At 67.9% G+C, this 25,770-nt stretch carries 23 protein-coding genes; 8 read left to right on the top strand and 15 right to left on the bottom strand.

The annotated features are described in order from the left end of the window. Nucleotides 1–39 precede the first annotated feature (39 nt). The 4 genes from EJP67_RS11130 to EJP67_RS11115 are packed head-to-tail and all read left to right on the top strand — an operon-like array spanning nt 40 to nt 5,062. The gene (locus EJP67_RS11130) at nt 40–2,733 is read left to right on the top strand and encodes a circularly permuted type 2 ATP-grasp protein (RefSeq protein ID WP_126021776.1); all 2,694 of its coding nucleotides are present in this window, start codon (nt 40–42) and stop codon (nt 2,731–2,733) included. Nucleotides 2,734–2,784: 51 nt separating this feature from the next. Then, entirely contained in the window at nt 2,785–3,606 is an 822-nt protein-coding gene (locus tag EJP67_RS11125; RefSeq protein ID WP_126021775.1) for a basic amino acid ABC transporter substrate-binding protein, read from the top strand. Nucleotides 3,607–3,638: 32 nt separating this feature from the next. Next, nucleotides 3,639–4,607 carry a transglutaminase family protein gene (locus tag EJP67_RS11120; protein ID WP_126021774.1) on the top strand — a complete coding sequence of 323 codons (969 nt, stop codon included), beginning with the start codon at nt 3,639–3,641 and terminating at the stop codon, nt 4,605–4,607. Next, the gene (locus tag EJP67_RS11115) at nt 4,604–5,062 is read left to right on the top strand and encodes a RidA family protein (protein WP_126021773.1); all 459 of its coding nucleotides are present in this window, start codon (nt 4,604–4,606) and stop codon (nt 5,060–5,062) included. The genes EJP67_RS11120 and EJP67_RS11115 overlap by 4 nt, the downstream gene beginning before the upstream one ends. Nucleotides 5,063–5,143: 81 nt before the next feature. Here EJP67_RS11115 and EJP67_RS11110 read toward each other — a convergent pair whose 3' ends face one another. After that, entirely contained in the window at nt 5,144–5,659 is a 516-nt protein-coding gene (locus EJP67_RS11110; RefSeq protein WP_126021772.1) for a hypothetical protein, read from the bottom strand. A gap of 282 nt (nt 5,660–5,941) precedes the next feature. On the opposite strand from EJP67_RS11110, the gene EJP67_RS11105 reads away from it, so the two are divergent. Further along, nucleotides 5,942–7,678 carry a GMC family oxidoreductase gene (locus tag EJP67_RS11105; RefSeq protein ID WP_126021771.1) on the top strand — a complete coding sequence of 579 codons (1,737 nt, stop codon included), beginning with the start codon at nt 5,942–5,944 and terminating at the stop codon, nt 7,676–7,678. On the opposite strand, the gene EJP67_RS11100 is transcribed toward EJP67_RS11105, so the two are convergent. The 8 genes from EJP67_RS11100 to EJP67_RS11065 all read right to left on the bottom strand — a co-directional run bounded on the left by EJP67_RS11100 (nt 7,578) and on the right by EJP67_RS11065 (nt 14,575). Beyond that, nucleotides 7,578–8,603, bottom strand: a complete 1,026-nt coding sequence (locus tag EJP67_RS11100) for a LacI family DNA-binding transcriptional regulator (protein ID WP_126021770.1) — start codon at nt 8,601–8,603, stop codon at nt 7,578–7,580. The two genes, EJP67_RS11105 and EJP67_RS11100, sit on opposite strands and share 101 nt — an antisense overlap. Nucleotides 8,604–8,727: 124 nt before the next feature. Beyond that, entirely contained in the window at nt 8,728–9,708 is a 981-nt protein-coding gene (locus EJP67_RS11095) for a 2-hydroxyacid dehydrogenase (protein WP_126021769.1), read from the bottom strand. A 5-nt stretch (nt 9,709–9,713) separates the two neighbouring features. Continuing rightward, entirely contained in the window at nt 9,714–10,667 is a 954-nt protein-coding gene (locus EJP67_RS11090) for a sugar kinase (RefSeq protein ID WP_126021768.1), read from the bottom strand. A 13-nt stretch (nt 10,668–10,680) separates the two neighbouring features. Further along, the gene (locus EJP67_RS11085) at nt 10,681–11,424 is read right to left on the bottom strand and encodes a sugar phosphate isomerase/epimerase family protein (RefSeq protein WP_126021767.1); all 744 of its coding nucleotides are present in this window, start codon (nt 11,422–11,424) and stop codon (nt 10,681–10,683) included. Between the two features lie 11 nt (nt 11,425–11,435). After that, complete coding sequence (locus EJP67_RS11080; protein WP_126021766.1) at nt 11,436–12,188, bottom strand: amino acid ABC transporter ATP-binding protein; 753 nt, start codon at nt 12,186–12,188, stop codon at nt 11,436–11,438. Between the two features lie 165 nt (nt 12,189–12,353). Next, a complete protein-coding gene (locus EJP67_RS11075) occupies nt 12,354–13,151 on the bottom strand; it encodes a transporter substrate-binding domain-containing protein (protein WP_126021765.1) in 798 nt (265 codons plus the stop codon). A gap of 68 nt (nt 13,152–13,219) precedes the next feature. Continuing rightward, on the bottom strand, nt 13,220–13,873 hold the full coding sequence (locus tag EJP67_RS11070; protein ID WP_126021764.1) for an amino acid ABC transporter permease: 654 nt from the start codon (nt 13,871–13,873) through the stop codon (nt 13,220–13,222). Between the two features lie 30 nt (nt 13,874–13,903). After that, nucleotides 13,904–14,575 carry an amino acid ABC transporter permease gene (locus tag EJP67_RS11065; protein WP_126021763.1) on the bottom strand — a complete coding sequence of 224 codons (672 nt, stop codon included), beginning with the start codon at nt 14,573–14,575 and terminating at the stop codon, nt 13,904–13,906. A gap of 145 nt (nt 14,576–14,720) precedes the next feature. On the opposite strand from EJP67_RS11065, the gene EJP67_RS11060 reads away from it, so the two are divergent. Continuing rightward, on the top strand, nt 14,721–16,415 hold the full coding sequence (locus EJP67_RS11060) for a magnesium transporter CorA family protein (RefSeq protein ID WP_126021762.1): 1,695 nt from the start codon (nt 14,721–14,723) through the stop codon (nt 16,413–16,415). Here the strand turns inward: EJP67_RS11060 and EJP67_RS33930 are convergent. Together EJP67_RS33930 and EJP67_RS11050 are read right to left on the bottom strand one after the other, a co-directional pair. Beyond that, entirely contained in the window at nt 16,363–16,737 is a 375-nt protein-coding gene (locus EJP67_RS33930; RefSeq protein WP_240650603.1) for a hypothetical protein, read from the bottom strand. The genes EJP67_RS11060 and EJP67_RS33930 overlap by 53 nt on opposite strands. 395 nt (nt 16,738–17,132) lie before the next feature. Further along, nucleotides 17,133–18,779 carry a tannase/feruloyl esterase family alpha/beta hydrolase gene (locus EJP67_RS11050; protein WP_240650634.1) on the bottom strand — a complete coding sequence of 549 codons (1,647 nt, stop codon included), beginning with the start codon at nt 18,777–18,779 and terminating at the stop codon, nt 17,133–17,135. Between the two features lie 298 nt (nt 18,780–19,077). Here EJP67_RS11050 and EJP67_RS11045 point away from each other — a divergent pair, with 298 nt between their 5' ends. Further along, the gene (locus EJP67_RS11045) at nt 19,078–19,569 is read left to right on the top strand and encodes a MarR family winged helix-turn-helix transcriptional regulator (protein ID WP_126021761.1); all 492 of its coding nucleotides are present in this window, start codon (nt 19,078–19,080) and stop codon (nt 19,567–19,569) included. A gap of 51 nt (nt 19,570–19,620) precedes the next feature. Here EJP67_RS11045 and EJP67_RS11040 read toward each other — a convergent pair whose 3' ends face one another. Further along, complete coding sequence (locus tag EJP67_RS11040; protein ID WP_126021760.1) at nt 19,621–20,157, bottom strand: cysteine hydrolase family protein; 537 nt, start codon at nt 20,155–20,157, stop codon at nt 19,621–19,623. 77 nt (nt 20,158–20,234) lie between these two features. After that, nucleotides 20,235–21,830 carry an esterase/lipase family protein gene (locus EJP67_RS11035; RefSeq protein WP_126021759.1) on the bottom strand — a complete coding sequence of 532 codons (1,596 nt, stop codon included), beginning with the start codon at nt 21,828–21,830 and terminating at the stop codon, nt 20,235–20,237. 199 nt (nt 21,831–22,029) lie between these two features. Between EJP67_RS11035 and EJP67_RS11030 the strand changes: the two genes are divergently transcribed. Then, a complete protein-coding gene (locus EJP67_RS11030) occupies nt 22,030–23,151 on the top strand; it encodes an MBL fold metallo-hydrolase (protein WP_126021758.1) in 1,122 nt (373 codons plus the stop codon). 23 nt (nt 23,152–23,174) lie between these two features. On the opposite strand, the gene EJP67_RS11025 is transcribed toward EJP67_RS11030, so the two are convergent. Both EJP67_RS11025 and parC read right to left on the bottom strand, forming a co-directional pair. Then, nucleotides 23,175–23,366, bottom strand: coding sequence for a hypothetical protein (locus EJP67_RS11025; RefSeq protein ID WP_126021757.1), 192 nt, complete (start codon nt 23,364–23,366; stop codon nt 23,175–23,177). Between the two features lie 2 nt (nt 23,367–23,368). Beyond that, nucleotides 23,369–25,765 carry a DNA topoisomerase IV subunit A gene (parC, locus tag EJP67_RS11020; RefSeq protein ID WP_126021756.1) on the bottom strand — a complete coding sequence of 799 codons (2,397 nt, stop codon included), beginning with the start codon at nt 25,763–25,765 and terminating at the stop codon, nt 23,369–23,371. Nucleotides 25,766–25,770 lie beyond the last annotated feature (5 nt).

Below are 25,770 nucleotides of genomic sequence, written 5' to 3'. Positions count from 1 at the left end.
ACGGCTCCCCCGTGACGGCGGTGTGACAATCCACCCCCTGTGGAACCTTTGAACGAATCCCTGTTCGACGCCCAGGCACTGGAGTTTCCGGCCGCCCTGGCGTCGGCGCTCGCCCCGCCCGCCCTGCCCGGCCATTTCGACGAAATGCGCGGGCTGGCCACGCCGGCAGCCCCTTCCCGGCCGGCCGCGGCGCCCGCCCCTGCGCCGCAGCTGCACGACGCGGCGACGCAGCCGCCGGCCGCGCCGCAGGCCACGCCCCCTGAGTCCCCGGAGCAGCCCCCGCTCACCCCCGCCTGGAACGCCTTCTTCGGACAGCTCGGCCCGGGCGGCTTCAACGACCTGCCCCGGCGCGCGGCCAGCCTGGAGCGGCAGATCCGCGACAACGGCGTTACCTACAACGTGTACGCCGACGCCAACGGCCCGCAGCGGCCGTGGTCGCTCGACCTGTTCCCGCTGATCGTCTCGCCCGAAAGCTGGAGCCAGATCGAGGCCGGCGTGCTGCAGCGCGTGCGCGTGCTCGACCGTGTGATGGCCGACGCCTACGGCCCGCAGCAGTTGCTGGCCGAGGGCCTCATTCCCCCGGCGCTGGTGCGCGGCCACCCCGGCTACCTGCGCGCGCTGCACGGCGTGAAGCCGCCGGGCGACACCTGGCTGCACATCGCCGCCTTCGACCTGGCGCGCGGCCCCGACGGCAACTGGTGGGTGGTCTCCCAGCGCACGCAGGCGCCCTCGGGCCTGGGCTACCTGCTCGAGAACCGCCTCGCCATCACGCGGCAGTTTCCCCAGGCCTTCGAGGCCCTGCACGTGCAGCGCCTGGCCGCCACCTACAGCGCCATGATGGAAGGCCTGCAGCGCATGTGCCCGGCCGGCGTGCCGCCGCACATCGCGCTGCTCACGCCGGGGCCGTACAACGAGACCTACTTCGAGCACGCCTACCTCGCGCGCTACCTCGGCGTCACGCTGGTCGAGGGCAGCGACCTCACGGTGCGCGACCAGCGGCTCTACCTGAAGACGCTGCAGGGCCTGCGCCCGGTGCACGGCCTCATCAAGCGGCTGGACGACCAGTTCCTCGACCCGCTGGAGCTGCGCCCCGACTCCACGCTCGGCGTGCCCGGCCTGTTGCAGGCGATCCGCGCCGGCAACGTGCTGGTGGCGAACATGCCGGGCTCGGCATTTCTCGAATCGCCCGCGCTGCTGGGCTTTCTGCCGGGGCTGGCACGCCGGCTGATCGACGAGAAGCTCATGCTGCCCGCCCTGCCCACCTGGTGGTGCGGCGAGCGCGCGGCGCTCGAATCGGTGCTGCCGCAGCTGGGCGACAGCGCCATCAAGCCCACATACCCCGGCTTCGACGGTCGCGCGAGCTTCGACGCGGTGCTCGGCAGCCAGCTCGGCCGGCGCGAGCTCGACGAGTGGGCCGGCCGCATCGTGCGCGAGGGCGACGTCCACACCGTGCAGGGCTACATGGCGCTGTCGCAGATGCCCACCTGGGCGAACGACATGGGCCCGGGCCATATCGCGCCGCGCGCGGTGATGCTGCGCGTGTTCGCGGTGAGCGACGGCGCGCAATCGTGGCGCGTGCTGCCCGGCGGGCTGGCACGGCTCACCGAGCCCGATGCGCAGTTCGCGTCGATGCAGCGCGGCGGCAGCAGTGCCGACGTGTGGGTCCAGACGCACGGCGAGGTCGACCGCACCACGCTGCTGCAGCCGCACAGCACGCCGGCATCGCTCGCGCGGCACCGCGCGCCGGTCACCAGCCGCGCGGCCGAGAACATGTTCTGGCTGGGCCGCTACACCGAGCGCGCCGAGAACGCGGTGCGCCTGGCGCGCCTCACGCTGAGCCTGCTGGGCAGCGAAGACCAGTCCTCGCGTCCGCTGCTCGACTGGCTGCACCGCATGGCGCTGCGCAATGCGCTGGTGCCGGCCGAAGTGCCGAGCGCGCCGCAGTCGCGCCGCGTGTTCGAGCGTGCGCTCATCGCCGAGCTGGGCGACGTGGCCCGCGGCGGCAGCGTGGGCTTCAGCCTGCGCTGCATCCGGCAGGCGGCGGCCGCGGTGCGCGAGCGCCTCTCGCAGGACACCTGGAACCAGATCGTGCGCACCGAGGCCGACTTCCTGCGCCGCGCCGCCGAACAGGCCGACGAAGGCAGCTTCGCCGCCAGCGCCGCGCTGCGCGCCCTCGAATCCGCCAGCAACGCGCTCGCTGCCATGACCGGCGCGCAGACGGACCGCATGACGCGCGACGACGCGTGGCGCCTCTTGTCCATCGGCCGCCACATCGAGCGGCTGGGCTTCCTGGCGAATGCGCTGGAGGCCGGCTTCGACAACGGCGCGGTGCACGAGGTGAGCGGCTTCGAAGCCATGGTGGCGCTCTTCGACAGCACCATCACCTTCCACGCGCGCTACCAGCAGCGCCGCGACGTCGCCACCATGGTCGACCTGCTGGTGCTCGACGCCGAGAACCCGCGCTCGCTGGCCTGGGTCACGCAGACCCTGCGCGGGCGCATCGCGCGGCTGGCCGGCAGCGCGCCGGGCAAGCTGACGGCGCTGTCGTACGAGCTGCCCGATCCGGCCAGCTGGACGCTGGAGCACCTTTGTGCCACCGGCCCCGACGCCGACTATCCCGAGCTCGTAAAGCTGCTCGCCAGCTGCGAGACGGCGGCCTACCATGTGTCCGACGCCATCGGCACGCGCTACTTCACGCTGACTTCAGAGTCGCTGCGCTCGGTAGGCGCCTGATTTCCCATACAACAAGACAAGCAGTTCAAGACAGTTCCAAGGAGGCACCCCATGTCAGGCATCACCATCAATCGCCGCTTCGCACTCACCGCCGCAGGCCTCCTCGCGGCCCTCGCCATCACCGGCTGCGGCAAGCAGGAGCCGGCATCGGCCCCGGCCGCCGGCACACCGGCGGCACCAGCCCCCGCGCGCGTGCTCGTGGTCGGCACCGATGCCGCCTACACGCCCTTCGAGTCGCAGAACGACAGGGGCGAGATCGTTGGCTTCGACATCGAGGTGGTGAAGGCGGTCGCGCAGAAGGCCGGCTTCGAGGTGAAGTTCGTCAACACGCCATGGGAAGGCATCTTCAATTCGCTGGCCCAGGGCGACCGCGACCTGCTGGTGTCGGCCATCACCATCACCGACGAGCGCCGCCAGACGATGGACTTCTCGCAGTCGTACTTCGACGCGCGCCAGCTCATCGCCGTGCGCAACGACGCGCCCATCGCCAGGTTCGAGGACATCAAGACGCTGAAGGTCGGCGTGCAGAACGGCACCACCGGCGACGAGGTCGTGGGCAAGCTGCTGGGCAAGTCGAACACCGCCATCAAGCGCTTCGAATCGACGCCGCTGGCGCTCAAGGAACTCGAAGCCGGCGGAGTGCAGGCCGTGGTGGCCGACAACGGCGTGGTGGTGCACTACCTCGCCAACAACACCGCCGGCGGCTTCAAGACGGTGAGCGACACCAGCTTCCCGGTCGAGAAGTACGGCATTGCCGTGAAGAAGGGCAACGCCGAGCTGCTCGCCAGGATCAACCAGGGCCTCGAAGGCATCCGCGCCGACGGCACCTACGCGAAGATCTACGCCTCGTACTTCGGCTCCGAGTCGAAGTAAGCGGGCGGTCCACGCAATCGGCGCCGGCCACCATGCTGCTCCACGTCACCCACGAAACGCGCTACGAGTACTCGCCGCCGGTCGAGACGGCGCAGCATCTCGCGCACCTGAAGCCGCTGGCCACCGGCTCGCAGAAGCTCGTGAGCCACAAGCTCTCCATCGAGCCGGCGCCGGCCCAGCGCAGCGAGCAGGCCGACCTGTACGGCAACACGCGCGCCTTCTTCGCTCTGGAGGCCACGCACGACCGGCTGGTGGTCACGGCCGAGAGCGTGGTCGAGACTTCGGTTCCCGAGCTCTCGCCCGCCGTGGCGCGCGAGCTGCCGTGGGAATCGGTGCGCGAGCGCTTCCGCTTCCGCAAGGACGCCACCTTCGACGCGGCTTCGGAGTTCGTCTTTCCCTCGCCCTACGTGCCGCGCCACGACGACTTCGTGGCCTATGCGCGCGCCAGCTTCGTGCCCGGCCGACCCGCCTTCGACGTGGCGATGGACCTCACCGAGCGTATGTACGCCGACTTCGCCTACGACGCCGACAGCACCGAGATCAACACCCCCGCCGTCGAGGCCCTCGCGCAGCGCAAGGGCGTGTGCCAGGACTTCGCCCACATCATGATCGCGTGCTTCCGCACCATGGGCCTGCCAGCGCGCTACGTCAGCGGCTACCTGCTCACGCAGCCGCCCCCCGGCCAGCCCCGGCTGGTGGGCGCCGACGCCTCCCACGCATGGGTGTCGGTGTACCTGCCCGGCGAGGACGACGGCACCGGCGGCAGCCCCGGCGACTGGGTCGACTTCGACCCCACCAACGGCCGCCAACCCGGGGAGGACTACGTCACCCTCGCCATCGGCCGCGACTACTCCGACGTCTCGCCGATGCGCGGCGTACTGCATGGCGGCGCAAGGCACACGCTGAGGGTCGGCGTGACCGTGCAGCCGGTGGGGGAAGTGGTCGATGGCCTGCCGCAAACACGGACACAATCGCCTTCCCAAGACAAGGAGTCTCCATGAGCGTTTACGACAAACTTTCCAGCCTCGGCATCACTCTTCCGCCCGTCGCCGCACCCGCTGCCGCGTACGTGCCCTTCGTGCAGACCGGCAACCTCGTGTTCCTGTCGGGCCACATCGCCAAGAAGGACGGCAAGGTCTGGACCGGCCAGCTCGGCGCCAACATCGGCACCGAAGAAGGCAAGCAGGCCGCCCGCGCCATCGCCATCGACCTGCTGGGCACGCTGCACGCGGCCGTGGGCGACCTGAACAAGGTCAAGCGCATCGTCAAGGTGATGAGCCTGGTCAACTCGGTCGGCACCTTCACCGAGCAGCACCTTGTGACCAACGGCGCGAGCGAGTTCTTCGCCGAAGTCTTCGGCCCCGAGAAGGGCGCGCATGCGCGCAGCGCCTTCGGCGTGGCGCAGATTCCGCTGGGCGCGTGCGTGGAGATCGAGCTGATCGCGGAAGTGGGCTGACCGGCCTTCGGCCTTACCCTTTCGATGAAGCCCGGCGGTTCAGTCTGCCGGGCTTTTCTGTTTCGAGGCCACCGAGGAGGCTCAGGTGTCCTGCCGGGCGGCGACCAGGCGCGCTCCCGGCCGCCGGCGCTTCGAGGCGACCGCCGGCCGCGTTCGCCGCATGCCCAACGGTCCAGGGCGATTGCCACGCCGCGCTGCCCTCACGGCTCCCCCAGGCTGCGCGAGCCGCCGATGCGCCTCGAACCGCGCCTCCTTCTGCTTCAGGTAGTGCATGAGCACATGCGACACCATGTTCAGCCCGAAGGTGCCGAAGGCGGCCGGAAAGATGTAGAGCGCGACCGAAAGCTCCGACGAGAAGACGAGGTCGTCGGCCAGCGACGGCGTGAGCCGGGCCTGATGCGACAGAGCGCGCAGCACGAAGATGTCCACGCCCGCCAGCACGATCAGCAGCAGCCCGAAGGCGAGCACGGTCTTCTTCGAGAACTCGCGCCGCACGAAGAGCATGACGAAGATCGCCGCCGGGAAGATCAGCGAGCACAGCACCAGCAACCAGAAGCGCACCTGCGTGAAGACGGTGACGTCCGACGGGATATGCATGGGAGCGATTGAGCCATGAAGCCTGCCCCGCAATTTGTCCGGCAGGTGAAGCGCCGGTAAAAGCGGCTGTCAAAAGGTGGTGGCGGCAATGCCTGGGGGTGACGGCGAAAGGGTCGGCTTGGCCGTATGCGAACCGCTGCATGGCTCCCGGGGTGCGCGCGCCCAACCGTGATCGGCCTTTCGAGAATGGCGGGAGAAATCCGCGCACGGCCCGATGGAGGGTTATAAAGCCGCACGTCCGGCAAAGACCGGTACCCGAGACAACACAGAGGACGGCACATCATGGAGTTCGACTACGTGATCGTGGGTGGCGGCTCCGGCGGCGCCACGCTGGCCGGACGGCTCAGCGAAGACCCCGCTGTACAGGTCTGCCTGGTCGAGGCAGGCGGCGACGGCCGCGGCATCCTGGTGCGGGCGCCGGCCGGCGCGGCGGCCATGATCTCGGGGCGCCCTCGCATCAACAACTACGCCTACCGGACCGTGCCGCAACCCGGCCTGAACGGCCGGCGCGGCTACCAGCCGCGCGGACGCTGCCTGGGCGGCTCCAGCGCCATCAACGCCATGCTCTACGTGCGCGGCCATCCCGACGACTACGACGACTGGGAGCGCGCGGGCTGCATCGGCTGGTCCTTCGACGACGTGCTGCCCTTCTTCAAGCGCTCGGAGGGCAACCAGCGCGGCGAGAGCGCCATGCACGGCGCGAGCGGTCCGCTGCAGGTTGCCGACCAGCAGTCGCCGCGCGAGATCAGCAACGCCTTCGTGCGCGCCGCCATGGAGTGCGGCATTCCGCGCAACGACGACTTCAACGACGGCGTGCGGCAGGAAGGTGCCGGCCTCTACCAGGTCACGCAGTTCCACGGCGGCGCGAAGAACGGCGAACGCTGCTCGGCGGCGGCCGCCTACCTGCATCCGGTGATGAGCGCGCGCTCCAACCTCACGGTGATGACCGGCGTGCAGGCACAGCGCGTGCTGCTCGACGAGCGCCGCGCCACCGGCGTCGAGATACGCCGCGACGGCGAGACCGACACCCTCTTCGCGCGCCGCGAGGTGGTGCTGTGCGGCGGGGCCTTCAACTCGCCGCAGCTGCTGATGCTCTCGGGCATCGGCGATCCGGAAGAGCTGGTGCGGCACGGCATCGCGGTGCGCCATGCGCTGCCGGGCGTGGGACGCAACCTGCAGGACCACGTCGACTTCATCCTCTCCTGTCGCACGAAGGAGAAGAACCTGCCCGGGCTCGGCCCGATGGGACTGCTGAACTTCGCGAAGGCAATTCCCGAATGGAGGCGCAGCGGGAAGGGCCTGATCGCCACGCCCTACGCCGAGGCCGGCGCCTTCATCAGGACATCTCCCGACCTCGACAAGCCCGACCTGCAGCTGCACTTCGTGATCGCGCTGGTCGACGACCACGCGCGCAAACTGCACGGCGGCTTCGGCTTCTCATGCCATGCGTGCGTGCTGCGGCCCAAGGGCCGCGGCGACGTGCGGCTGAACGATGCCGATCCGGCGACGGCGCCGCGCATCGATCCGAAATTCCTCTCGCACGAGGACGACGTCGCGCGGCTGCTCGCGGGCGTGAAGAAGATGCGCGAGATCCTGCATACACCGGCATTGCAGAAGTACCGGCAGGCCGAGCTCTACACGGCCGGCGCGAACACCGACGAAGAGCTGCTCTCGCACATCCGCTCGCGCGCCGACACCATCTACCACCCCGTGGGCACCTGCAAGATGGGCACCGACGCGATGGCGGTGGTCGATGCGAAACTGCGCGTGCATGGCATCGCGAACCTGCGCGTGGTCGATGCATCGGTGATGCCGACGCTGATCGGCGGCAACACCAATGCGCCGACCGTCATGATCGCCGAGCGTGCCGCCGAGTGGATGCGCGGCCCGCTCACCTTCGACCGCGCCGAACTCGATGCTAGACGGCCCGCGACGAACCTCGAACGACCAGTTCTCCAGGCAGCAACAGCTGGCGCGCAGGCGCATCCAGCCCACGCAAGCGTTCGATCAGGCATGTAGCGGCCGCGCGGCCGATGGCGTCGGTGGGCTGCGCCACGGTGCTCAGGCCGGGCCCGATGAGCGAAGCCCATTCGGGATCGTCGAAACCCACGAAGCCGAGGTCGGCACCGAACTGCCAGCCCAGCCGCGCCATCGCCTGTGCGATGCGCAGCGTGACCACCGCATTGCCCGCGACCACCGCCGCGCGGCGGCCGCGCTTCGCACGCTGGCGCAGGGCGCGCAGTGCCTCGTCGAGCGCATCGGTCTCGCCTTCCACGCTCTCGAACACCTCGCCCGCCACGCGCGGCTCGTGCGCGGCCACGCAGGCGCCGAAGGCGGCCGTGCGTTCGCGCCGCGAGCTCACGCCCTTCTGCGGCTCGGTGACGTAGAGCAGCTCGCGATAGCCGCCTTCGACCAGGTGGCCGCAGGTGGCGGCCATCGCGGAATCGTTGTCGAGCGAGACGAAGTCGGTGTGCATGCCCGCATGCCGGCGGTCCACCAGCACCGCCGGCTTGCCGTGCAGCGTGACCGCGTCGACCACGTTGCTGCCGCGCCCCAGCGTGTTGAGGATGAAGCCGTCGACCTGGTAGCCCGCCAGCGCGTCGATGGCCTCGCGCTCGCGTTCGCTCTCGTTGCCGAGGTTGAACAGCATCACGAGGTAGCCGGCGTCCTGGCAGGCCTTCTCGGCGCCGCGCAGCACCGCGACGGAATATGGGTTGGTGATGTCGGCCACGATCAGGCCGACCAGCCGTGAGCGGCCATGGCTCAGCGCCTGCGCCATCGGGCTGGGCGAGTAGCCGAGCTTGGCGATGGCGACTTCGACGCGAGCGGCGATGTCGGGGCTCAGCAGGCGCTCGCGATGGTTGAGGAAGCGCGAGACGGTGGCCTTGGAGACGCCGGCGGCTTCGGCGACGTCGGCGATGGTGGCGCGGCCTGTGGGTTTCATGGTCTTGCCCCTTCCCCCTCTGGGGGAAGGTCAGGATGGGGGCAGGCAGAGCGTCCAATGGATGCACCGCTTGCCCCCACCCCTGCCCTCCCCCAGAGGGGGAGGGAGTAAAGCCAGGCTGAACTCATGCTGCTGCGGTGTCGTACGGCGCCGTCGGCTTCTCGCCGGCCAGCACCTGCAGCAGGTTCGTCGTCGCCAGCTCCGCCATCGCATGCCGCGTCTCGTGCGTGGCCGAGCCGATGTGCGGCAGCGGCGTCACGCGCGGATGCGTGCGCAGCGGCGAATCGGCGGGCAGCGGCTCCTTCGCGAACACGTCCAGGCCGGCGGCGCGCAGCGTGCCGTGGTCGAGCGCATGCAGCAGCGCCTCTTCGTTCACGGTGGCGCCACGGCCGCCGTTGATGAAGGAGGCGCCGGGCTTCATGCGCGCGAAGAAGTCCGCGTCGATCATGCCGCGCGTGGCCTCGGTCAGCGGCAGCATCGCGAGCACGATGTCGGAACGCGCGAGCAGGTCGTCCAGCGGCGTGTGCGTGGCGCGGCCCTGCAGCTCTGGCGCCTGCGCAGCCAGGTCGACCGGACGGCGCGAGTGGTACAGCACCGGCATGCCGAAGCCCAGCGCCGCGCGGCGCGCCACGGCCTGCCCGATGCGGCCGAAGCCGAGGATGCCCAGTGTCTTGCCGTGCACGTCGGTGCCGAAGAGTTCCTCGCCGATGTTCTTGATCCAGCGGCCTTCGCGCACCATGGTCGAGAGCTCGACCACGCGGCGCTGCGTGGCCATGAGGATCGCGAACACCGTGTCGGCCACCGTCTCGGTGAGCACGTCGGGCGTGTGGCACAGCACGATGCCGCGCTTGTGCAGCTCGGCCAGCGGGTAGTTGTCTACGCCGACCGACACGCTGGAAATCACTTCGAGCTGCGGCGCCGCGTCGAGCAGCGCGGCATCGACCGGGTGGCTGGAGCCGATCAGCCCATGCGCGTTGCGCAGCGCGGCGGCGAAAGCCTCGGGCTCCTTGCGCGGATCGGCCACGGTGACGTTGTGCACGGCCTGCAGGCGAGCCAGTTGGTCTTCGGGCAAGGGCCGGAAGACAAGCACGTTCTTCTTCGTCATGGCGTTCAAAGCCCCGCTTCCTCGAGTTGAGCCCGCGTCGGCAGGCCTTCGGTGTCGCCCAGTACCTGCACGGCGCGCGCGCCGATCCATGCACCGCGGCGCACGGCGTCGGGCACGCTGCGGCCTTCGAGCAGTGCGCTCACCACGCCTGCCGCGAAGCCGTCGCCGGCGCCCACGGTGTCGATCACTTCCTTCACCGGAAAGCCGTCTACGCGGCCGGTGCCGGCCACGTCGCTGTCGTAGTAGGCGCCCTCGGCGCCGAGCTTCACCACCACCAGCCTGGCGCCGCGCTCGCGATAGAACTTCGCCACGTCTTCCGGCTTGCTGTGGCCGGTGAGCAGCAGGCCTTCTTCGATGCCTGGCAGCACCCAGTCGGCGCGCGAGGCGAGTTCGTTGACCCAGTGACGCATGGTCTCGGTGGACGACCACAGCGTGGGGCGCAGGTTGGTGTCGAAGGAGATGGTGCGGCCGGCGGCGCGCATCACGTCCATGCTCTTGAGCGCGGCCTGAAGGCTGGTGTCGGAAATCGCGGCGAACACGCCGGTGGCGTGCAGGTGGCGCGCCGAGCGCAGCCATGCCTCGTCGACATCGGCCGGGCCCATGTGGCTCGCGGCCGAGCCCTTGCGGTGGTACTCGATCGGCGGGTCGCTGCCGTCGGTGACGCGGCCCTTGAACTGGAAGCCGGTGCGCTGCGTCGGGTCGGTGATCACGTGCGAGCAGTCGATGCCCTCGGCGCGCATCGCGGCCAGCAGCGCGCGGCCCATGGAGTCGGTGCCGAGCCGGCTGGCCCAGCCCACCTTCAGGCCCAGGCGCGAGAGGCCGATGGCCACGTTGGTCTCGGCGCCGGCGGTGCGCTTGTGGAAGGACTGCGCGTCCTCCAGCGGACCGGGCCGGTCGGCCACCAGCAGCAGCATGGCCTCGCCGAAGAGCGCGACGTCGAATGCGGCGGGTTCTGTCATGTGTGTTTCGTCTCTATGCGCGCGCGGCGCGGATGAAGTCGACCTGGGAGCGGGTGACGGCCAGCAGGTCGTCGCCCACCAGAGGGTATTCGATGGCGTGCGGCACGTCGGCCGGCAGCGCGCGCAGCACCGAGCGCCACGGCGCGACCGAATCGCCCAGCGGCACCGCCACCCATTTGTGCGGCAGGCGCTGCGCACCCTTGCAATGCACGTAGCGCACGCGATGGCCCAGCGCCTGCGCGGCCTGCAGCGGGCATTCGCCGAGCCAGTGCCAGTTGCCCATGTCGAAGGTCATGCCCAGCGTGAGGCCGGCGCGGTCGGCCGCGTCGAAGAAGGCCTGCAGCGCGGGCAGCGTGCCGGCGCGCACGGTCTGGTCGTTCTCGATCAGCAGTTCGACGCGGGTTTCGGCAAGCTCCACCTTCAGGCCCCACAGCGAGCCGTGCGACGAAGGCCGGAAGTCGCCGATGGACATCTTCAGCCGCTTCGCGCCCACGCGCGTGGCGGCGGCAATGCCGCGCTTGAGCGCGGCGCTGTCGAGCCAGCCGCCTTCGGCCCAAAGCCCCTCGGGGCTGGAGTAGACCGAAGCAAGGCCATTCAACGCGGGCAGTTCCGCATCGGCGTCGCGCAGCATCTCGCCGCGCACTTCCACCGAGTCGGCGCCGGCCGCGCGAGAGAGCTGCGAGCACCAGAGCTGGCCGTGCCGCCCCACCTCGGCCGCGCCGAAGGACGACAGGGAAACGAGAACCTCGAAGGACATCAGTGGGCAGGTCAGTGGTTTTGGTGCGAGCTGAGGATCTGGCCGAGGAACTGGCGCGTGCGCTCGTCCCTGGGGTTGCCGAAGAACTCCTGCGGCGGCGCCTGCTCGACGATCTTTCCTTCGGCCATGAAGATCACGCGGTCGGCCACGCTGCGGGCAAAGCCCATTTCGTGTGTCACGCACAGCATGGTCATGCCGTCTTCGGCCAGCGCGATCATGGTGTCGAGCACTTCCTTGACCATCTCGGGGTCGAGCGCGGAGGTGGGCTCGTCGAACAGCATGATCTTGGGCGCCATGCACAGCGCCCGCGCAATCGCCACGCGCTGCTGCTGGCCGCCCGAGAGCTGGCTGGGGTACTTGTTGGCCTGCTCCGGAATGCGCACGCGCTTGAGGTACTTCATCGCCACCTCTTCAGCTTGTGCCTTCGTCATGCCGCGCGAACGCATCGGCGCGAGCGTGCAGTTCTCGAGGATGGTGAGGTGCGGGAACAGGTTGAACTGCTGGAACACCATGCCGACTTCGGCACGCACGGCATCGACGTTCTTGCCGCCGGCCGTGAGGTCGATGCCGTCGACCACGATGCGGCCCTTCTGCACCGTCTCCAGCCGGTTGATGCAGCGGATCAGCGTGGACTTGCCCGAGCCCGAGGGCCCGCAGATCACGATGCGCTCGCCCTGGCGCACGCTCAGGTCGATGCCGGTCAGCACCTGGAATTCGCCGTACCACTTGTTGACGGCTTCCATGCGGATGATGGGATCGCTCATGGGGTGTTCACTCTGTTGGATTCAAGAAATCGGACTTGGCCGAACGCAGAAATCGCGAAGGTTTCGCAGAGGTCGCAAAAGAGAAAACAAGAAATCTGTCTTGGTCTTTTCTGCGACCTTTGCGTAGCTTTTGTATTTCTTCTGCGTTCTGCCCCCGCTTCCGTGTTACTGCATCTTCGGCAGATCAGCCTGCAGCCACTTCTGGTAGAGCTTGTTCAGCTCGCCGTTGGCGGTGTTCTTCTGCACGAAGTCGTTCACCGCCTTGTGCAGCTCTTCCTGGCCGGGGCGCATCGCGATGCCCATCGATTGCTGCACCAGCGTGAACTTGTTTTCGAAGGTGTTGGCGGGCACGCGCTTGGCGATCTGCGCGGCGACGGTCACCGAGCAGCCGATGGCGTCGACCTGGCCGGAGATCAGCGCCTGCATGGCCGAAGCGTCGTCGTCGAAGCGGCGGATCTCGGTGCCTTCGGGGGCGGCCTTGGTCACGGCCACGTCCTGCGTGGACGCGCGGGCCACGCCCACGCGCAGGCCCTTCAGGTCGCCTGCGGCCTTGATGGGAGTCTTGGTCGCGCCGTACAGCACGATGGTGGCGGCCGCGTAAGGCTGCGAGAACTGCACCTGCTTGGCGCGCTCGGGCGTGATGGCCAGCGAGGCCACCAGCAGGTCGACCTTGTTGGTCAGCAGGAAGGGAATGCGGTTGGGGCCGGTCACGGGAACGATGTTGGCCTTCACGCCCCAGTCCTTGGCCAGCAGCTTGGCCACGTCGGCGTCGTAGCCGTCGGGCTGGTTCTTCGCGTCGGTGGTGCCGTAGGGCGGAAAGTCGACCAGCATGCCGATGGTGATCTCGCCCTTCTTCTTGATGTCGGCCACGCTCTGCGCCGAGGCGAAGGGAGCGAACACGGTGAGGGCGGCGCCGAGACCGAGGGCTGCGAGCGCGACGCGGCGCGAAGTGATACGGGTCATGGGATGTCTCCTGAGGAAGAAAGAGAAACGAAGAACGAAAAACGGAAAACCAAGAAAGCGAAAGGGGTTCAGCGGGCCAGGGCCCGGGCGCGCTTGCGCTCCATGCTCGCGGCCAGCAGCGACAGCGGCCAGCAGATCACGAAGTAGATCGCCGCCACCACCGAGAACACGATGAGCGGCTGGAAGGTGGCGTTGTTGACGATCTGCCCCGCGCGCGTGACCTCCACGAAACCGATGATGGCCGCCAGCGAGGTGCCCTTGATGATCTGCACCAGGTAGCCCACCGTGGGCGCGAGCGCGATCTTGAGGGCCTGCGGCAGCACCACGTCGCGCATGCGGTCGAAGTACCTGAGGTTCAGGGCCTGCGCCGCCTCCCACTGGCCGCGCGGAATGGCCTGGATGCAGCCGCGCCAGATCTCGCCGAGGAAGGCGCCGCTGTTGAGGATGAGCGCCACGCCTGCGGCGATCCACGGGTTGATGTCCAGCCCCAGCACCGGCGCGCCGAAGAACACCAGGAACAGCTGCAGCAGCAGCGGCGTGCCCTGGAAGATCTGGATGAAGGTGGTCGAAGCGCCGCGCGCCCACGTCGATTCCGACGTGCGCATCAGCGCCAGCGCCAGGCCCAGGATCGCGCCGCCCACGAAGGCGATGGCCGAGAGCGCGAGCGTCCACTTGGCCGCTTCGAGGATGAACAGGAATTCGGGAAAGCCGAAGGTGCGCATGGTGTTGTGCTCCGTCCGTCGTCTGGAGGTTTACCGGCGGTCCGGGTAGTTGAGCGTGCGCTTGTAGATCAGCTTGAACATGGCCGAGAAGGCCAGCGCCAGCGCGAGGTAGATGGCGGCCACGACGATGTAGATCTCGAAGCTGCGGAAGGTCTGCGACTGCAGGTTGGCGGCCACCGAGGTCAGGTCGTCGGCCGAGATGACCGACACCACCGCCGAGCTCAGCATCAGCAGGATGAACTGGCTCGTGAGCGCCGGGTAGATGGCCTTGAGCGCGGGCTTGATGATGACGAAGCGGAAGATTTCCCAGGGCTTGAGGTTCAGCGCCCTGCCCGCCTCGATCTGCCCCTTGGGAATCGACTCGATGCCCGCGCGGATGATTTCCGTGGCGTAGGCGCCCAGGTTCACCACCATGGCCACCAGCGCGGCCGTCTGCGGCGACCAGCGCAGGCCAATGGCCGGCAGCGCGAAGAAGAAAAAGAACAGCTGCACGAGGAAAGGCGTGTTGCGGATCACCTCGATGTAGGCATTGATGATGAAGCGCAGCCAGCCCGGCCCCGAGGTCTTGCCCCAGGCGCAGAAGATGGCCACCACCAGCCCCAGCACCGTGGCGACCAGCGAGAGCTGGATCGTGATCCACGTGCCCTTGAGCAGCAGCGGCCAGGCGGCGAAGACGGCGTCGAATTGAAACTGGTAGTTCATGGTGGGCGGCCCCTGAAGCTGCGCGGCGCGGACGCGCGCAGACCCTGAAAAGCAATGCTTGCAGCTTATATGAAACCGGTTTCAGGATTTCATAGGGATTCCCCTAGGTGGTCGTTTTGTCCCACCTTCTGCCTACTTCAATTCCATGCTGAACCCACCCACGGCCGACACGCCCGCAGAGGCGAATGAGCTCCCCACAGGCACGGCTACGCCCGCCGTGCGGCACTTCAGGCAGGCGCTGCTGTGGCCCCTGCGGCTGATGCCGGCACCGCATGTCGGCCACCATCACGCGCCCTGGCATGTGCTGCGCGAAATGGGCGACGCATCGCCCTGGCGCGAGGAAGTCGACGAATACACGGGCGACAGCAGCCGCTTCCATGAGCGGCACTACAACGAGTTCGTGAGCTTCCTGCCGTACGTGCAGCGCTTCCTGTACGGCGAAGGCCGCTCGCGCGGCGGCGGTACGACCGGCGACGGCGATTCGCCGATGCGCATCTTCCGCCGCCACGACGTGGCCGCCGTGCGCCTCGTGTCGAAGCCGGGCGATGCGCCGGTCACGCTCGACGTGATCCATTGCGACCTGTACTTCTTCTTCGACATCGACGTGGTGATGCTGAATCTCGAAGTCGGCGCGGACCACCTGAGCCTCGCGCAGGCGCAGGACATCCTCTACCGCTTCGGCCGCGCCTACCCCTCGGGCTGGGAGGCCGACGGCTCCGCGCTGCACTGCATGGCCAGCGTCGAGTGGCTGGGCGCCGACGGCCGCGTGCTCACGAGCTCCGACGCGCAGCAGCGCGAGGCCTTCCTCTCGCACGTCGCCCAGCACCGCGCGCCGCGCATCGCGGCGCACTGGGCCTACCTGATGCAGCCGCTGGTGAGCGACCATTCCGAAGACGCGGGCGTGCTGCGCTACCGACAGATCGAGTACTACCGCATGCCGGTCATGGCCTATCTGTCGCTCGACGACCCGCGCCGCCTCACGCGCGACGACTTCGTGCGGCTCGCGCTCGTCACGGGTGCGGGCTCCTCCGACGCCCACCTGCCCTACGCGGAGCACCATCTCGCCGACTTCGAGCACAAGTACTGCTACGACCGCTTCTGGGTGAACGCGGGCGCCGCGCCCAACACGCGCTACCTGTGCAACGGCCACGCGCTCATCGTGGTGGGCGACGCGCGCTCCGAGTTCTTCTGCTGCCGCGACCGCGGCGTGCTCGCGCAGTTCAGGCACCAGCACTTCCTGCTGTTCCTCATAGCGCACTTCCAGAAGGCCTCGCTGCTGATGTTCTCCGACCAGCTGGTGGAAGCGCTCAAGCGGCTGGACATTCGCAGCACGCCGAGCGTGAAGCAGTTCAAGCGCGCCATCCGCGCGAGCTTCGAGCGCTTCCTGCGCTTCACACACCGCTACTGGTTCCACGAGATCTCCGAGCAGGCGCAGGTGCGCGCCCTCTCCCACATGTGCGCCACGCACCTCGGGCTCGATCCGCTCTACGACGAGGTCAAGGCACGCATCGCCGACATGAACACGTACCTCGACGCCGACAGCCTGCGCCGCCAGGCCGCCACGGTGGTGCGGCTCACCGTGGTCACCCTCTTCGGCCTCATCGGCACCATCACCACCGGCTTCCTCGGCATGAACCTGCTGGCCGAGGCCGAGGCGCCGCTGTGGCGAAAGGCCGTGTGGTTCGGCGTGGTGTTCGTGGCGACGACCTGGCTCACCATCTACACGATGGTGAAGTCGCAGCGGCTGTCGGACTTCATCGATGCGCTGTCGAACGACAGGCTGGGGTTCAGGGGCAAGCTGGCGGCGCTGGCGAAAGTTTGGCGACCTGGGGCGGATTGACTGATTTCCCCAGAGCATCGCGCAAGGAAGCGATCGTGCTGTCAGCAGCTTCGATTCGCCGATGCAGCTCCTCATTGACCAGGCGGAAGAGAGCACCGAATTCGGATCGCGTGGGATAGATCTCCTCGCGCTCGTTCACTTGCATCGGAACGACGAGCTTTTCGAGGCACACGTAGGCGCTGTGCACCTGGCGAATGCCCTCGACGTCGTCGCCTGCTTGCAGGGCAGCCGACTCGGCATCTGAATGAGAATGAACCGACTTCGGCGTTGAAGCGGCATCGGTTTTCGGCGCGTGCTTGAGCACGCGAGCAGACTTGGTCACTGACGACCTCCAGAGGTTGCGATTTGCAGAAACCGCCGCACTCGCTGCTAAACGAGGCGGCAGCTCGGACGGGTTAGCAGACCGGGCAACCTCTTGCGAGAAACCGGCAGGGCGCGAGCCCTCCCATCCGAGCCGCCAAAACCGGAAGCACGAATGACAAAGCCGCAGGTCCTGCGGGGAAACTGCGGCTTGCGTCGCAGAGATTGCTTCGGGCTGCTAAACCCGATCACGCCTTGCTCGGCGTGACGGGCGCAGTATAGCCACGCAGTTCGCTCACGACCGAGTGGTTCGGCCCGGTGTTCGTCGCAACGGCGTGGCTCACGATCTACAAGATTCGCACTGCATCGCCACGCGGTCGAACGACAGGCTGGAGTTCAAGCCAGCCTCAAAGCCTTTCATTGGCAGCTGAAACTCTCCGCCTTCTCGATGTCGCCCGTGCCCTTGTAGCGCGCAACCTTCGGGTAGGCGCAGAGGGGCCGTGTGCGGGTTGGCGACCAGGCCGCAGGCACATCCCCGTTCACGCCACCCACGTTGCCTGCACCGCGCGCCGAAGCGACGACGGAATCGGCGGCCTCGCCCTTCTCCACCCAGTTGACGAGCGGCGCGAGCATGTCGAACTGGTCGGTGGTCGGGCCGCCGGCGCAGTGGTTCATTCCGGGCACCCGATAGAAGCGTGCGAAGTTGGATGCATCGCCGCCATTGGCCGCGGCCAGCTGGTCATACCAGTGCTGCGTGTCGTCGCTCGAGAAGATGGGATCGCTCGTCCCGTGGTAGGCCATGACCTTGGCGCCGCGCTTCTTCAAGCGGCTCAGATCGGTGGGGTTCGGCGGCGTCATGAACGAAAGCGAGTTCTCGGTGTAGAGCCCATCGGTCGCGGTGATCTTGGAGAGGATCGAATCGATGTTGGCCGTGAGCGTGAAGTTGGGGCCGTTGAAGCCGGACGGGTTCTCGGGCGGCACCTGCCAGACGAAGGCGACCGCGCCCGAGTCGAGGTTCAATGAATTCGAGAACTTCCACGATGACCAGCCGGTGGTGTTCAGGCCTGCATCGAAGGGAAAGCTCGCATAGATCTTCTTTCCGCCGCCGTCGAGCGCACCCGCGAAGAGCTGCCCGATGCGAAGCTTCTGGTCGGCCGAGAGGCATGTGCCATCGCGCGAGCCGCTGCAGGTGGGAACGTCGCGATCGATGGAGAACGCCGCCTGGCATGCGCCGGTGTCCTGCACGAGGCCGTCGGTCGTGCCGTCGAGGGCATCGCACTTGGCCAAGACTGCATTGGAGACCAGGGTGCGTTCGGCGAGCGTGAAGCCCGTGCCCGGATCGCCCGGGGTGGTTGCCAGGGCGTTGTAGTTCTGGGCGCCGACGATGTTGGCTGAGGCGGCAAGGGGGAGCCGGAAGCCGGGGTCGCCCACCAGGAAGCCGTCGTAGTCGTCCGCATAGCGCGACATGGCGACCATGGTGTGGCGCCCGCCGTTGGAGCAGCCGCCGATGTAGGAGCGGTCCGGGCCCTTTCCGTAGGCCGATGCGATCAACGCCTTCGCCATCGGCGTGAGCTTGCCGACCGCCTGGTAGCCGTAGTCGAGGCGGGCCTGCGGATCGATGCCGAAGAACGGCGTGGGCGCCGCGTGCCCCGCGTCGGAGCTGATCACGGCGAAGCCCTTGTTCAGCGCGTTGTCCAGTACGCCGCCACCGCCGACCGGCCCGGTGGCGGTGCCGATGCTGCCGTCGAGCCCTCCGTTGGCTTGATAGAAATACCGCCCGTTCCAGTTCACCGGCAAACGCATCTCGAAGCCGATCGCATAGCTCTGGCCATCGACCGGGCTCGTGCGCTGATACATCGATCCGCGCACCTGGCAATGCGCCCCCACCGGCTTGCCCGCGACGCTCAAGGTGCCGGCTGCGATCGAATTGGCTGCGGAGATGGTCGTGTTGGCAAAGGTGAAGCCGGCGAGCGAGGCGCAATCGCCGAGCGTCGCGCCGGTGGCCGCGCCGAGCACCGGCAGCGTCTCGACGGGCGGCGCCGGATTGTCGGGAGGAGGCGTCACGGGATTGCCATTGCCGGCAGGCGGGGTGACTGTCGAAGTGCCGGTCGTCGGGAACGCGCCGACGAAGCCGCCGCCACCACTTCCTCCGCCACAGGCGGTCAGCAATGAAGCGACAAAGATCAGGGATGCGGGGGTCTTCAAGAATGTCTCCTTCGACGCCTGGATGCGGCGCCTATAGTTAATCTACTTAACTATCAAAGATAACCAGTTATGGTTTTCCATTAAGCAGTTTTCACTCCCAAGACGCCATCCCGATCCAGTTAGATCAGGCAGTGAATCACCTGGAGGGAGAACGACAATGCCCGGAATGCCCAAGAACAGAAGCAATCCGGTAGATGCCACACCCGCCGGCCGGCTAGTCGAGGCGTCTTTGCATCACGTGCTCGGCTATCAGCTCGCACAGGCGACGATCGTCACCGGCGCTGTGTTCGCCGAGCGAGTGGGGACGCCTTTCGACCTGCGCCCGGTCGAGTTCACGGTGCTGTGCCTCATTCACGAAAACCCCGACGTGTCGGCCGCCCGCCTGGCGAAGGCGCTCGCGGTCACCGCGCCCAACATCGCGGCATGGCTCGAGCGGCTGGAGAGGAGAGAGTTGATCCGCCGCACGCCGCACGCAACGGACCGCAGGGCCCAGCACCTTCGCACCACCCCGACCGGCGCCACCCTTGCGAGCAGCGCGACGCGGTCGGTCATCGAAGGCGAGCAACTGGCGCTCGGCAACCTCTCCAAGGGCGAGCAAATGATCCTGATCGAGCTGCTGCACAAGGTTGCCGTGTCACGCAGCGCGTGAGCGTTCAGGCAACGCGCACGTGCCCCGTGCGCTTCGTGCAGGCTGTGTTCTTCAGTCGCCTAACGCGACTTCCGCGCTGGCGATTGCGCGGATCGGCACGCCGAAGCTCGTGATGTCCGACAGCGTGGCGTTGTGATGCTCGCGGATCTTCGCGCCGGTGGCGTGCGGCTTGTCGTGCGAGGTGTGCGCATCGGCCGCGAGCACCACGTGGTAGCCCAGCGCGGCGGCGCGGCGCACTGTTGTGTCGACGCAGAACTCCGACGAGTAGCCGCAGACCACCACGCGTTTCACGCCGTGCCCGGAGAGCCAGGCTTCCAGCGGCGTGCGCAGGAAGGAATCGGGCGTGGTCTTGCGGATGCGCGCGTCGCGCGAGTCGGTGTTCAACGCGCTCGCAAGCTGCCAGCGCTCCGAGTCGAATTCGAGGTCGATCGCGTTCTCGTGCTGGATGAAGGCCACGGGCACGCCGGCAGCGCGGGCGCGTTCGGTGAGCGCGTTGATGCGCTGCATCACCTCGTGGGCCTCATGGGGGCGCGGCGGGTCGTCGCAAAGGCCACGCTGGACATCGATGACGAGAACGGCAGTTTTCATGGGCTGCGGAATCGGCGGGTTCTTGACCGCGCGATTGTGCCCGGCCCCGCCTGACCGGCGCCCTACTGCCGAACGCCTTATTCCCAGGCGCTCACCTCCAGCCGCACCTTGCCGCTGATGCCGGGCGCGGCAGGCGCCGCCCCGAGGCTCGACAGCGGCACCACGAACTGCAGCTTGCCGCTCGCCAGTTGCTTCGGGCTCATGGGCAGCGAGGCACGGCCGGCGGTGTCGGTCTGCCAGCCGTACTTGACGTTCCAGTTCTGCGCCGCGTCGTCGGGCTGGGGCGGCGCGATCTCGATGATCAGCGTGTCGCGAAAGAGCGAGCTGCCTTCGTAGTGGCCGTCGAGCCAGAACTTGTTGTTGACCTGGTAGTCGGGCACGCGCACGCCCAGCGTCATCGCGTAGGCCAGCGTGGGCCTGTCCTGCTTCACGCGGGCCCGGTTGGCGAGGAACACGGTCGAGAGGTAGATGGAGCGGCGGTCGGCCTTGGCTGGGTCGGTGAGCTCCTTGTGCGTGCGGCAGGCGGGCGAGTCTTCCTCGGCGATGCGGCGGCTCAGGTACCAGCGCTTGCCGCGAGGCGCGGCCAGCAGTTCGACCTGATACAGCGCATCGACGTCGGCGTCCTTTGGCAGGTCGGGCGGCAGCGTGACGCCGTCGACGTCGAACCACAGGTCGACGCGCACATCGCCGAACAGGAAGCGCGTGAGGTTCTGGTAGGCCTCCTCGGAATTGACGATGCCGAAGTAGCCCGAGTGCGAGCGGTAGGTGTAGGCAGTGGCCACCGGCTGCGTCTTGCCGGCGTCGTCGACGGCCCAGAGCGATGCGTTCTCGATGCGCACGAGCCCGTCGCTGCCGTGGCCCGCGAACATGCGCGAGAGGCCCTTGGCGGTCTCGTAGTCGCCGCGGTTCGTGCCGACCATGCAGAAGAAGCGCTCGGGCGGAAAGGCCGCTGCCGGCAGGTAGTCCATGCGGCCATTGACCGGCGCCGTGGCCAGGAACTCGGACATCTTGTCGCGGTTGAAGGTGTTCATCTCGTTCACCGTGAGCCAGGCTGGCACGTTGATGCCGCCCATGTCGATGCCGTTGTGTGGCGTGGCGTAGGTGAACACCTTGTCGACGCAGGCGCGCGCCTTGGCGTCGCCGAGCGCGGGGTTCTGCAGGAAGGCGCGCACCACCAGCCCGCCCATGGAGTGCGCGACGAGATAGCAGCGGAAGTCGTCGGGCGTGAAGCCCGAGGGGCCCTCGCGCTGCACCACGAGGTCACGCACGCGCAGGATCAGCTGGCTCAGGCCCTGCGCATAGATCTTGACGTCCTTCGCCTTGCCGTCGCCCAGCAGTTCGGAGCCCGAGTCGTAGTAGCGGTAGATGATGACCGAGGCCGAGGGAATGCCGTCCACGTCGTTGCCGTTCGCGTCGGGCGAGGGCTTCCAGTCGGGGTCGAGGATGTCCAGGCCGTTCTGGTAAACGCTCTGGTACTGGAAGTCGGCCAGCAGCCGCACCATCGGCGATTCGAAAACGAACTTCTGCGCCGGCGCTTCCTTCTTCACGGTGGCGCGATACACGGTAGAGCCGATGTTGAAGCCGCAGAACGGATCGGCCGCGGTCTCGTCGCGCTCCGACTCGGTCATGGCGTAGCCGCGCACGTAGATGATGGGGTAGCGGTTGGTGCTCATGGATCTTCAGCCTCCTCAACTCCGGTGAAACCGATGAAGTCCGGCAGTGTGCCGGGCTCGCGCCGCGCCCGCCATACGGCGCATGGCATAGAGCCCCGAATGCCCCTCCTGCCCGAATGTTTCTATCGCTGAAACCATTGAAACATGCGCCTTCGATAGTCTCCATCCATCCCACAAACACAATCCAGAAGGCTCCCCCATGGCTGAAGACCCCGGCTCGCAAGGCTCCTACCTGCCCCAACTCCTGCGCCGCGGCACCGCGCTCGCCGCAGCCGGCTGCGCCTTCGTGGCGGGCTGCAGCGCCGCTGGCGGCGGCGAGACGCGCTACGAGAATTCGCCGCAATTCAAGGACGGCGGCTTCCACAACATGGCCAACCCCGACCTGCCCGCGCAGGCCAGCGCATGGCGCATCTGGTCGCGCTTCATCGTGGGCAGCAAGGTCGACACGGTGCCGGTCGATCCCATCCCCGTGAAGCCGCTGGACAAGCCCACCCTCGACGCGCTCGACACCCAGACCAACCACGTGGTGCGCCTGGGCCATTCGTCGCACCTGCTGAAGCTGCAGGACAAGTACTGGCTGATCGACCCGGTGTTCAGCGACCGCGCCTCGCCCGTGCAGTGGGCCGGGCCGAAGCGCTTTCACAAGACGCCGATTGCGCTGGAGGATCTGCCTCCCATCGAAGGCGTGATCCTCTCGCACGACCACTACGACCACCTCGACGTGGCGACCATCGAATACCTCGCCAAGGACGTGAAGCGCTACTTCGTGCCGCTGGGCGTGCGCTCGCGGCTGCTGGCGATGGGCGTGCCGGCCGACCGCGTGACCGAACTCGACTGGTGGCAGTCGGCCGAGCACGACGGCGTGAAGCTCAGCGCCACGCCTGCGCAGCACTTCTCGGGCCGCACCCTGGGCGACCGCGACCGCACGCTGTGGGCCTCATGGGTGGTGCAAAGCGGCGACCAGCGCATCTTCTACAGCGGCGACTCGGGCTACTTCCCGGGCTTCAAGCAGATCGGCGAGCGCTTCGGCGGCTTCGACATCGCGCTGATGGAAAACGGCGCCTACGACAGCATGTGGCCCGCCGTGCACATGACGCCCGAACAGAGCGTGCAGGCCTTCGAGGACCTGCGCGGCAAGGTGTTCTTCTCGGTGCACAACAGCACCTTCGACCTCGCCTTCCATAACTGGCACGACCCGCTGGACCGCATCGCGGCCCTTACGGAGGCCAGGAAGATCGAGCTGGCCACGCCGGTGATCGGCGAGGTGGTGACGGTGGGCGCCGCGCGGACCAACACGCGGTGGTGGGTCGGTCTGCGCTGACCGGCCCCGCCCTCCCGCTCAATTCAGTCGCCGCGCTCCTTGCGCTCACGCGCGCGCCGCACCTGACGCGTCTCGTTGGCCTGCGCGGCGACGCGATCCTTCTCGCGCTTCTTCAGCATGCGCTTCTCGCGCATGCGCCGGCCCAGCACGTAGCTGCCGATGCCGGTGACCACGGCGATGAAGATGCCGATGACGCTGATGTCGATGCCGCCCATGGCTATTGCACCCGCACGATGCTGGTTGGCTTGAAGCCCAGGTCGGCCGCCTTGCCCTTGCGCGCGCGGCTGCCGCGTGCGTTGTTGAGCGTGCGGATCTCCAGCGTTTCCTCGCGCTCCTTGCCGCCTCGGCCGATGCCTTCGATCTTCACGCTGCGCGTGTAGGCGGCGGCGCCGGCCAGGGTGTCCTTGGCTTCCAGGTCGATCAGCGTGAGGCCGCGGCCGCCCTTGGGCAGACTCTTGAGCTCGGCGATGTCGAAGGTCAGGATGCGTCCGCCGGTCGAGGCGCAGGCCACGTGCGTGGCCGCAGGCATCGGCTCGGCGCCGCTCGCGCCGCCCACCAGCGACGGCCGGCACAGCTGCTCGCCCTCGCCCACGTCGACGAAGGCCTTGCCGCCGCGCTGGCGCGACATCATGTTCTCGACCGTGGCGATAAAGCCGTAGCCACCGGTGTTGGCCAGCAGCAGGCTCGCGCCGACCGGCCCCGCGAAGAAGTGCGTGACGTGCGTGCCGGCATCCAGGTCGATGAGCGTGGTCACTGGCTGGCCATCGCCGCGACCGCCGGGCAGCGAGGCCACGGACACGGTGTAGACGCGCACGCTCTTGTCCTTGGCGCTGCCGAAGACCAGCAGCGTGTCGACGCTGCGGCACTCGAAGGCGCCGTAGAGCGAGTCGCCCGACTTGAAGCTGTATTCGGGCGCCGAGCCGTTCGCAGCGCCGGCCGCCTTCTCGCTGGCCCAGCCCTTCTGCGCACGGACCCAGCCCTTCTGCGACACGATCACGGTGACGGGCTCGTCGACGACCTTCACCTCGGCCACGGCGCGCTTCTCGGCCTGGATCAGCGTGCGGCGCGGGTCTTCGAAACTCTTGGCGTCGGCTTCGATTTCCTTCACCAGCAGGCGGCGCAGCGCGGCGGGGCTGGCGAGGATGTCTTCGAGCTTCTTCTGCTCGTCGCGCAGGCCAGCCAGTTCCTGTTCGATCTTGATGGCCTCGAGCCGCGCGAGCTGGCGCAGCCGGATTTCAAGGATGTCCTCGGCCTGGCGTTCGCTGAGATTGAAGCGAGCGATCAGCGCCGCCTTCGGGTCTTCCGCCGCGCGGATGATCGCGATCACCTCATCGATGTTCAGCAGCACCAGCTGCCGGCCTTCGAGGATGTGGATGCGGTCCTGCACCTTGCCCAGGCGGAAGCGCGAGCGCTTCTCGACGGTGATCTCGCGGAAGGCGATCCACTCGTTGAGCATCTGGCGCAGCGACTTCTGCGTGGGCTTGCCGTCGATGCCGACCATCGTGAGGTTGATCGGCGAAGAGGTTTCCAGCGAGGTCTGTGCGAGCAGCGTGGTAATGAACTCCTCCTGGCTGATGCGCGAGGTCTTGGGCTCGAACACCAGGCGCACGGGGGCGTCCTTGCTCGATTCGTCGCGCACCACGTCGAGCACCGACAGCATCGAGGCCTTTAGCTGCGTCTGCTCCGCACTCAGCGCCTTCTTGCCGGCCTTGACCTTGGGGTTGGTGATTTCCTCGATTTCTTCCAGCACACGCTGCGAGCTCACGCCCGGCGGCAGCTCGTTGACCACCAGCTGCCACTGGCCGCGCGCCAGCTCCTCGATCTTCCAGCGCGCGCGCACCTTGAGCGAGCCGCGGCCGGTACGGTAGGCGTCGGCGATGTCGGCCGGGCTGCTGATGATCTGGGCGCCGCCCGGATAGTCGGGGCCGGGCACGATGGCGAAGAGTTCTTCCTCGCTGAGCTTGCCGTTCGACTTGATCAGTGCCACGCAGGCGTCGGCGATCTCGCGCAGGTTGTGGCTCGGGATTTCGGTGGCCAGGCCGACCGCGATGCCGCTCGCGCCATTGAGCAGCGTGAACGGCAGCCGCGCGGGCAGCAGTCGCGGTTCTTCGGTGCTGCCGTCGTAGTTGGGAATGAAGTCGACCGTGCCTTCGTCGATCTCGTCGAGCAGCAGGCTGGTGATGCGCGCCAGGCGCGCTTCGGTGTAGCGCATGGCGGCTGCGCCGTCACCGTCGCGGCTGCCGAAGTTGCCCTGGCCGTCGACCAGCGGGTAGCGCTGCGAAAAGTCTTGCGCCATGCGCACCAGCGCGTCGTACGCGGCCTGGTCGCTGTGCGGGTGGAAGCGGCCGAGCACGTCGCCGACCACTCGCGCGCTCTTCACGGGCTTGGCGCCCACGGTGCCGTTGGTGCCGCCGAAGCCCAGGCCCATGCGCGACATCGAATACAGGATGCGGCGCTGCACCGGCTTCTGGCCGTCGGACACATCGGGCAGCGCGCGGCCCTTGACCACGCTGAGCGCGTATTCGAGGTAGGCGGTCTGGGCGTAGTCGGCGAGGGTCAGGGTCGTGTCGCCGTCGGTGGGACCCTGGAGATCGAGCGGAGGTTGGGAATCCATGAAAG

The organism is Variovorax guangxiensis, assembly GCF_003952165.1.
GTDB lineage: Bacteria > Pseudomonadota > Gammaproteobacteria > Burkholderiales > Burkholderiaceae_C > Variovorax > Variovorax guangxiensis.
Note: the sequence above shows the minus strand (reverse complement) of the source record. Positions and strands in the feature narration are given on the sequence as shown.

Bases quoted from the DNA above. Each gene is read 5' to 3' on its own strand.
- EJP67_RS11095 (WP_126021769.1), bottom strand. From the start codon at position 9,708: ATGACGAAGAAGAACGTGCTTGTCTTCCGGCCCTTGCCCGAAGACCAA.
- EJP67_RS11040 (WP_126021760.1), bottom strand. From the start codon at position 20,157: ATGAAAACTGCCGTTCTCGTCATCGATGTCCAGCGTGGCCTTTGCGAC.
- EJP67_RS11120 (WP_126021774.1), top strand. From the start codon at position 3,639: ATGCTGCTCCACGTCACCCACGAAACGCGCTACGAGTACTCGCCGCCG.
- EJP67_RS11065 (WP_126021763.1), bottom strand. From the start codon at position 14,575: ATGAACTACCAGTTTCAATTCGACGCCGTCTTCGCCGCCTGGCCGCTG.
- EJP67_RS11030 (WP_126021758.1), top strand. From the start codon at position 22,030: ATGGCTGAAGACCCCGGCTCGCAAGGCTCCTACCTGCCCCAACTCCTG.
- EJP67_RS11080 (WP_126021766.1), bottom strand. From the start codon at position 12,188: ATGAGCGATCCCATCATCCGCATGGAAGCCGTCAACAAGTGGTACGGC.
- EJP67_RS11045 (WP_126021761.1), top strand. From the start codon at position 19,078: ATGCCCGGAATGCCCAAGAACAGAAGCAATCCGGTAGATGCCACACCC.
- EJP67_RS11090 (WP_126021768.1), bottom strand. From the start codon at position 10,667: ATGACAGAACCCGCCGCATTCGACGTCGCGCTCTTCGGCGAGGCCATG.
- EJP67_RS11070 (WP_126021764.1), bottom strand. From the start codon at position 13,873: ATGCGCACCTTCGGCTTTCCCGAATTCCTGTTCATCCTCGAAGCGGCC.
- parC (WP_126021756.1), bottom strand. From the start codon at position 25,765: ATGGATTCCCAACCTCCGCTCGATCTCCAGGGTCCCACCGACGGCGAC.
- EJP67_RS11025 (WP_126021757.1), bottom strand. From the start codon at position 23,366: ATGGGCGGCATCGACATCAGCGTCATCGGCATCTTCATCGCCGTGGTC.
- EJP67_RS11100 (WP_126021770.1), bottom strand. From the start codon at position 8,603: ATGAAACCCACAGGCCGCGCCACCATCGCCGACGTCGCCGAAGCCGCC.
- EJP67_RS11035 (WP_126021759.1), bottom strand. From the start codon at position 21,830: ATGAGCACCAACCGCTACCCCATCATCTACGTGCGCGGCTACGCCATG.
- EJP67_RS11115 (WP_126021773.1), top strand. From the start codon at position 4,604: ATGAGCGTTTACGACAAACTTTCCAGCCTCGGCATCACTCTTCCGCCC.
- EJP67_RS11105 (WP_126021771.1), top strand. From the start codon at position 5,942: ATGGAGTTCGACTACGTGATCGTGGGTGGCGGCTCCGGCGGCGCCACG.
- EJP67_RS11125 (WP_126021775.1), top strand. From the start codon at position 2,785: ATGTCAGGCATCACCATCAATCGCCGCTTCGCACTCACCGCCGCAGGC.
- EJP67_RS11060 (WP_126021762.1), top strand. From the start codon at position 14,721: ATGCTGAACCCACCCACGGCCGACACGCCCGCAGAGGCGAATGAGCTC.
- EJP67_RS11110 (WP_126021772.1), bottom strand. From the start codon at position 5,659: ATGCATATCCCGTCGGACGTCACCGTCTTCACGCAGGTGCGCTTCTGG.
- EJP67_RS11075 (WP_126021765.1), bottom strand. From the start codon at position 13,151: ATGACCCGTATCACTTCGCGCCGCGTCGCGCTCGCAGCCCTCGGTCTC.
- EJP67_RS11085 (WP_126021767.1), bottom strand. From the start codon at position 11,424: ATGTCCTTCGAGGTTCTCGTTTCCCTGTCGTCCTTCGGCGCGGCCGAG.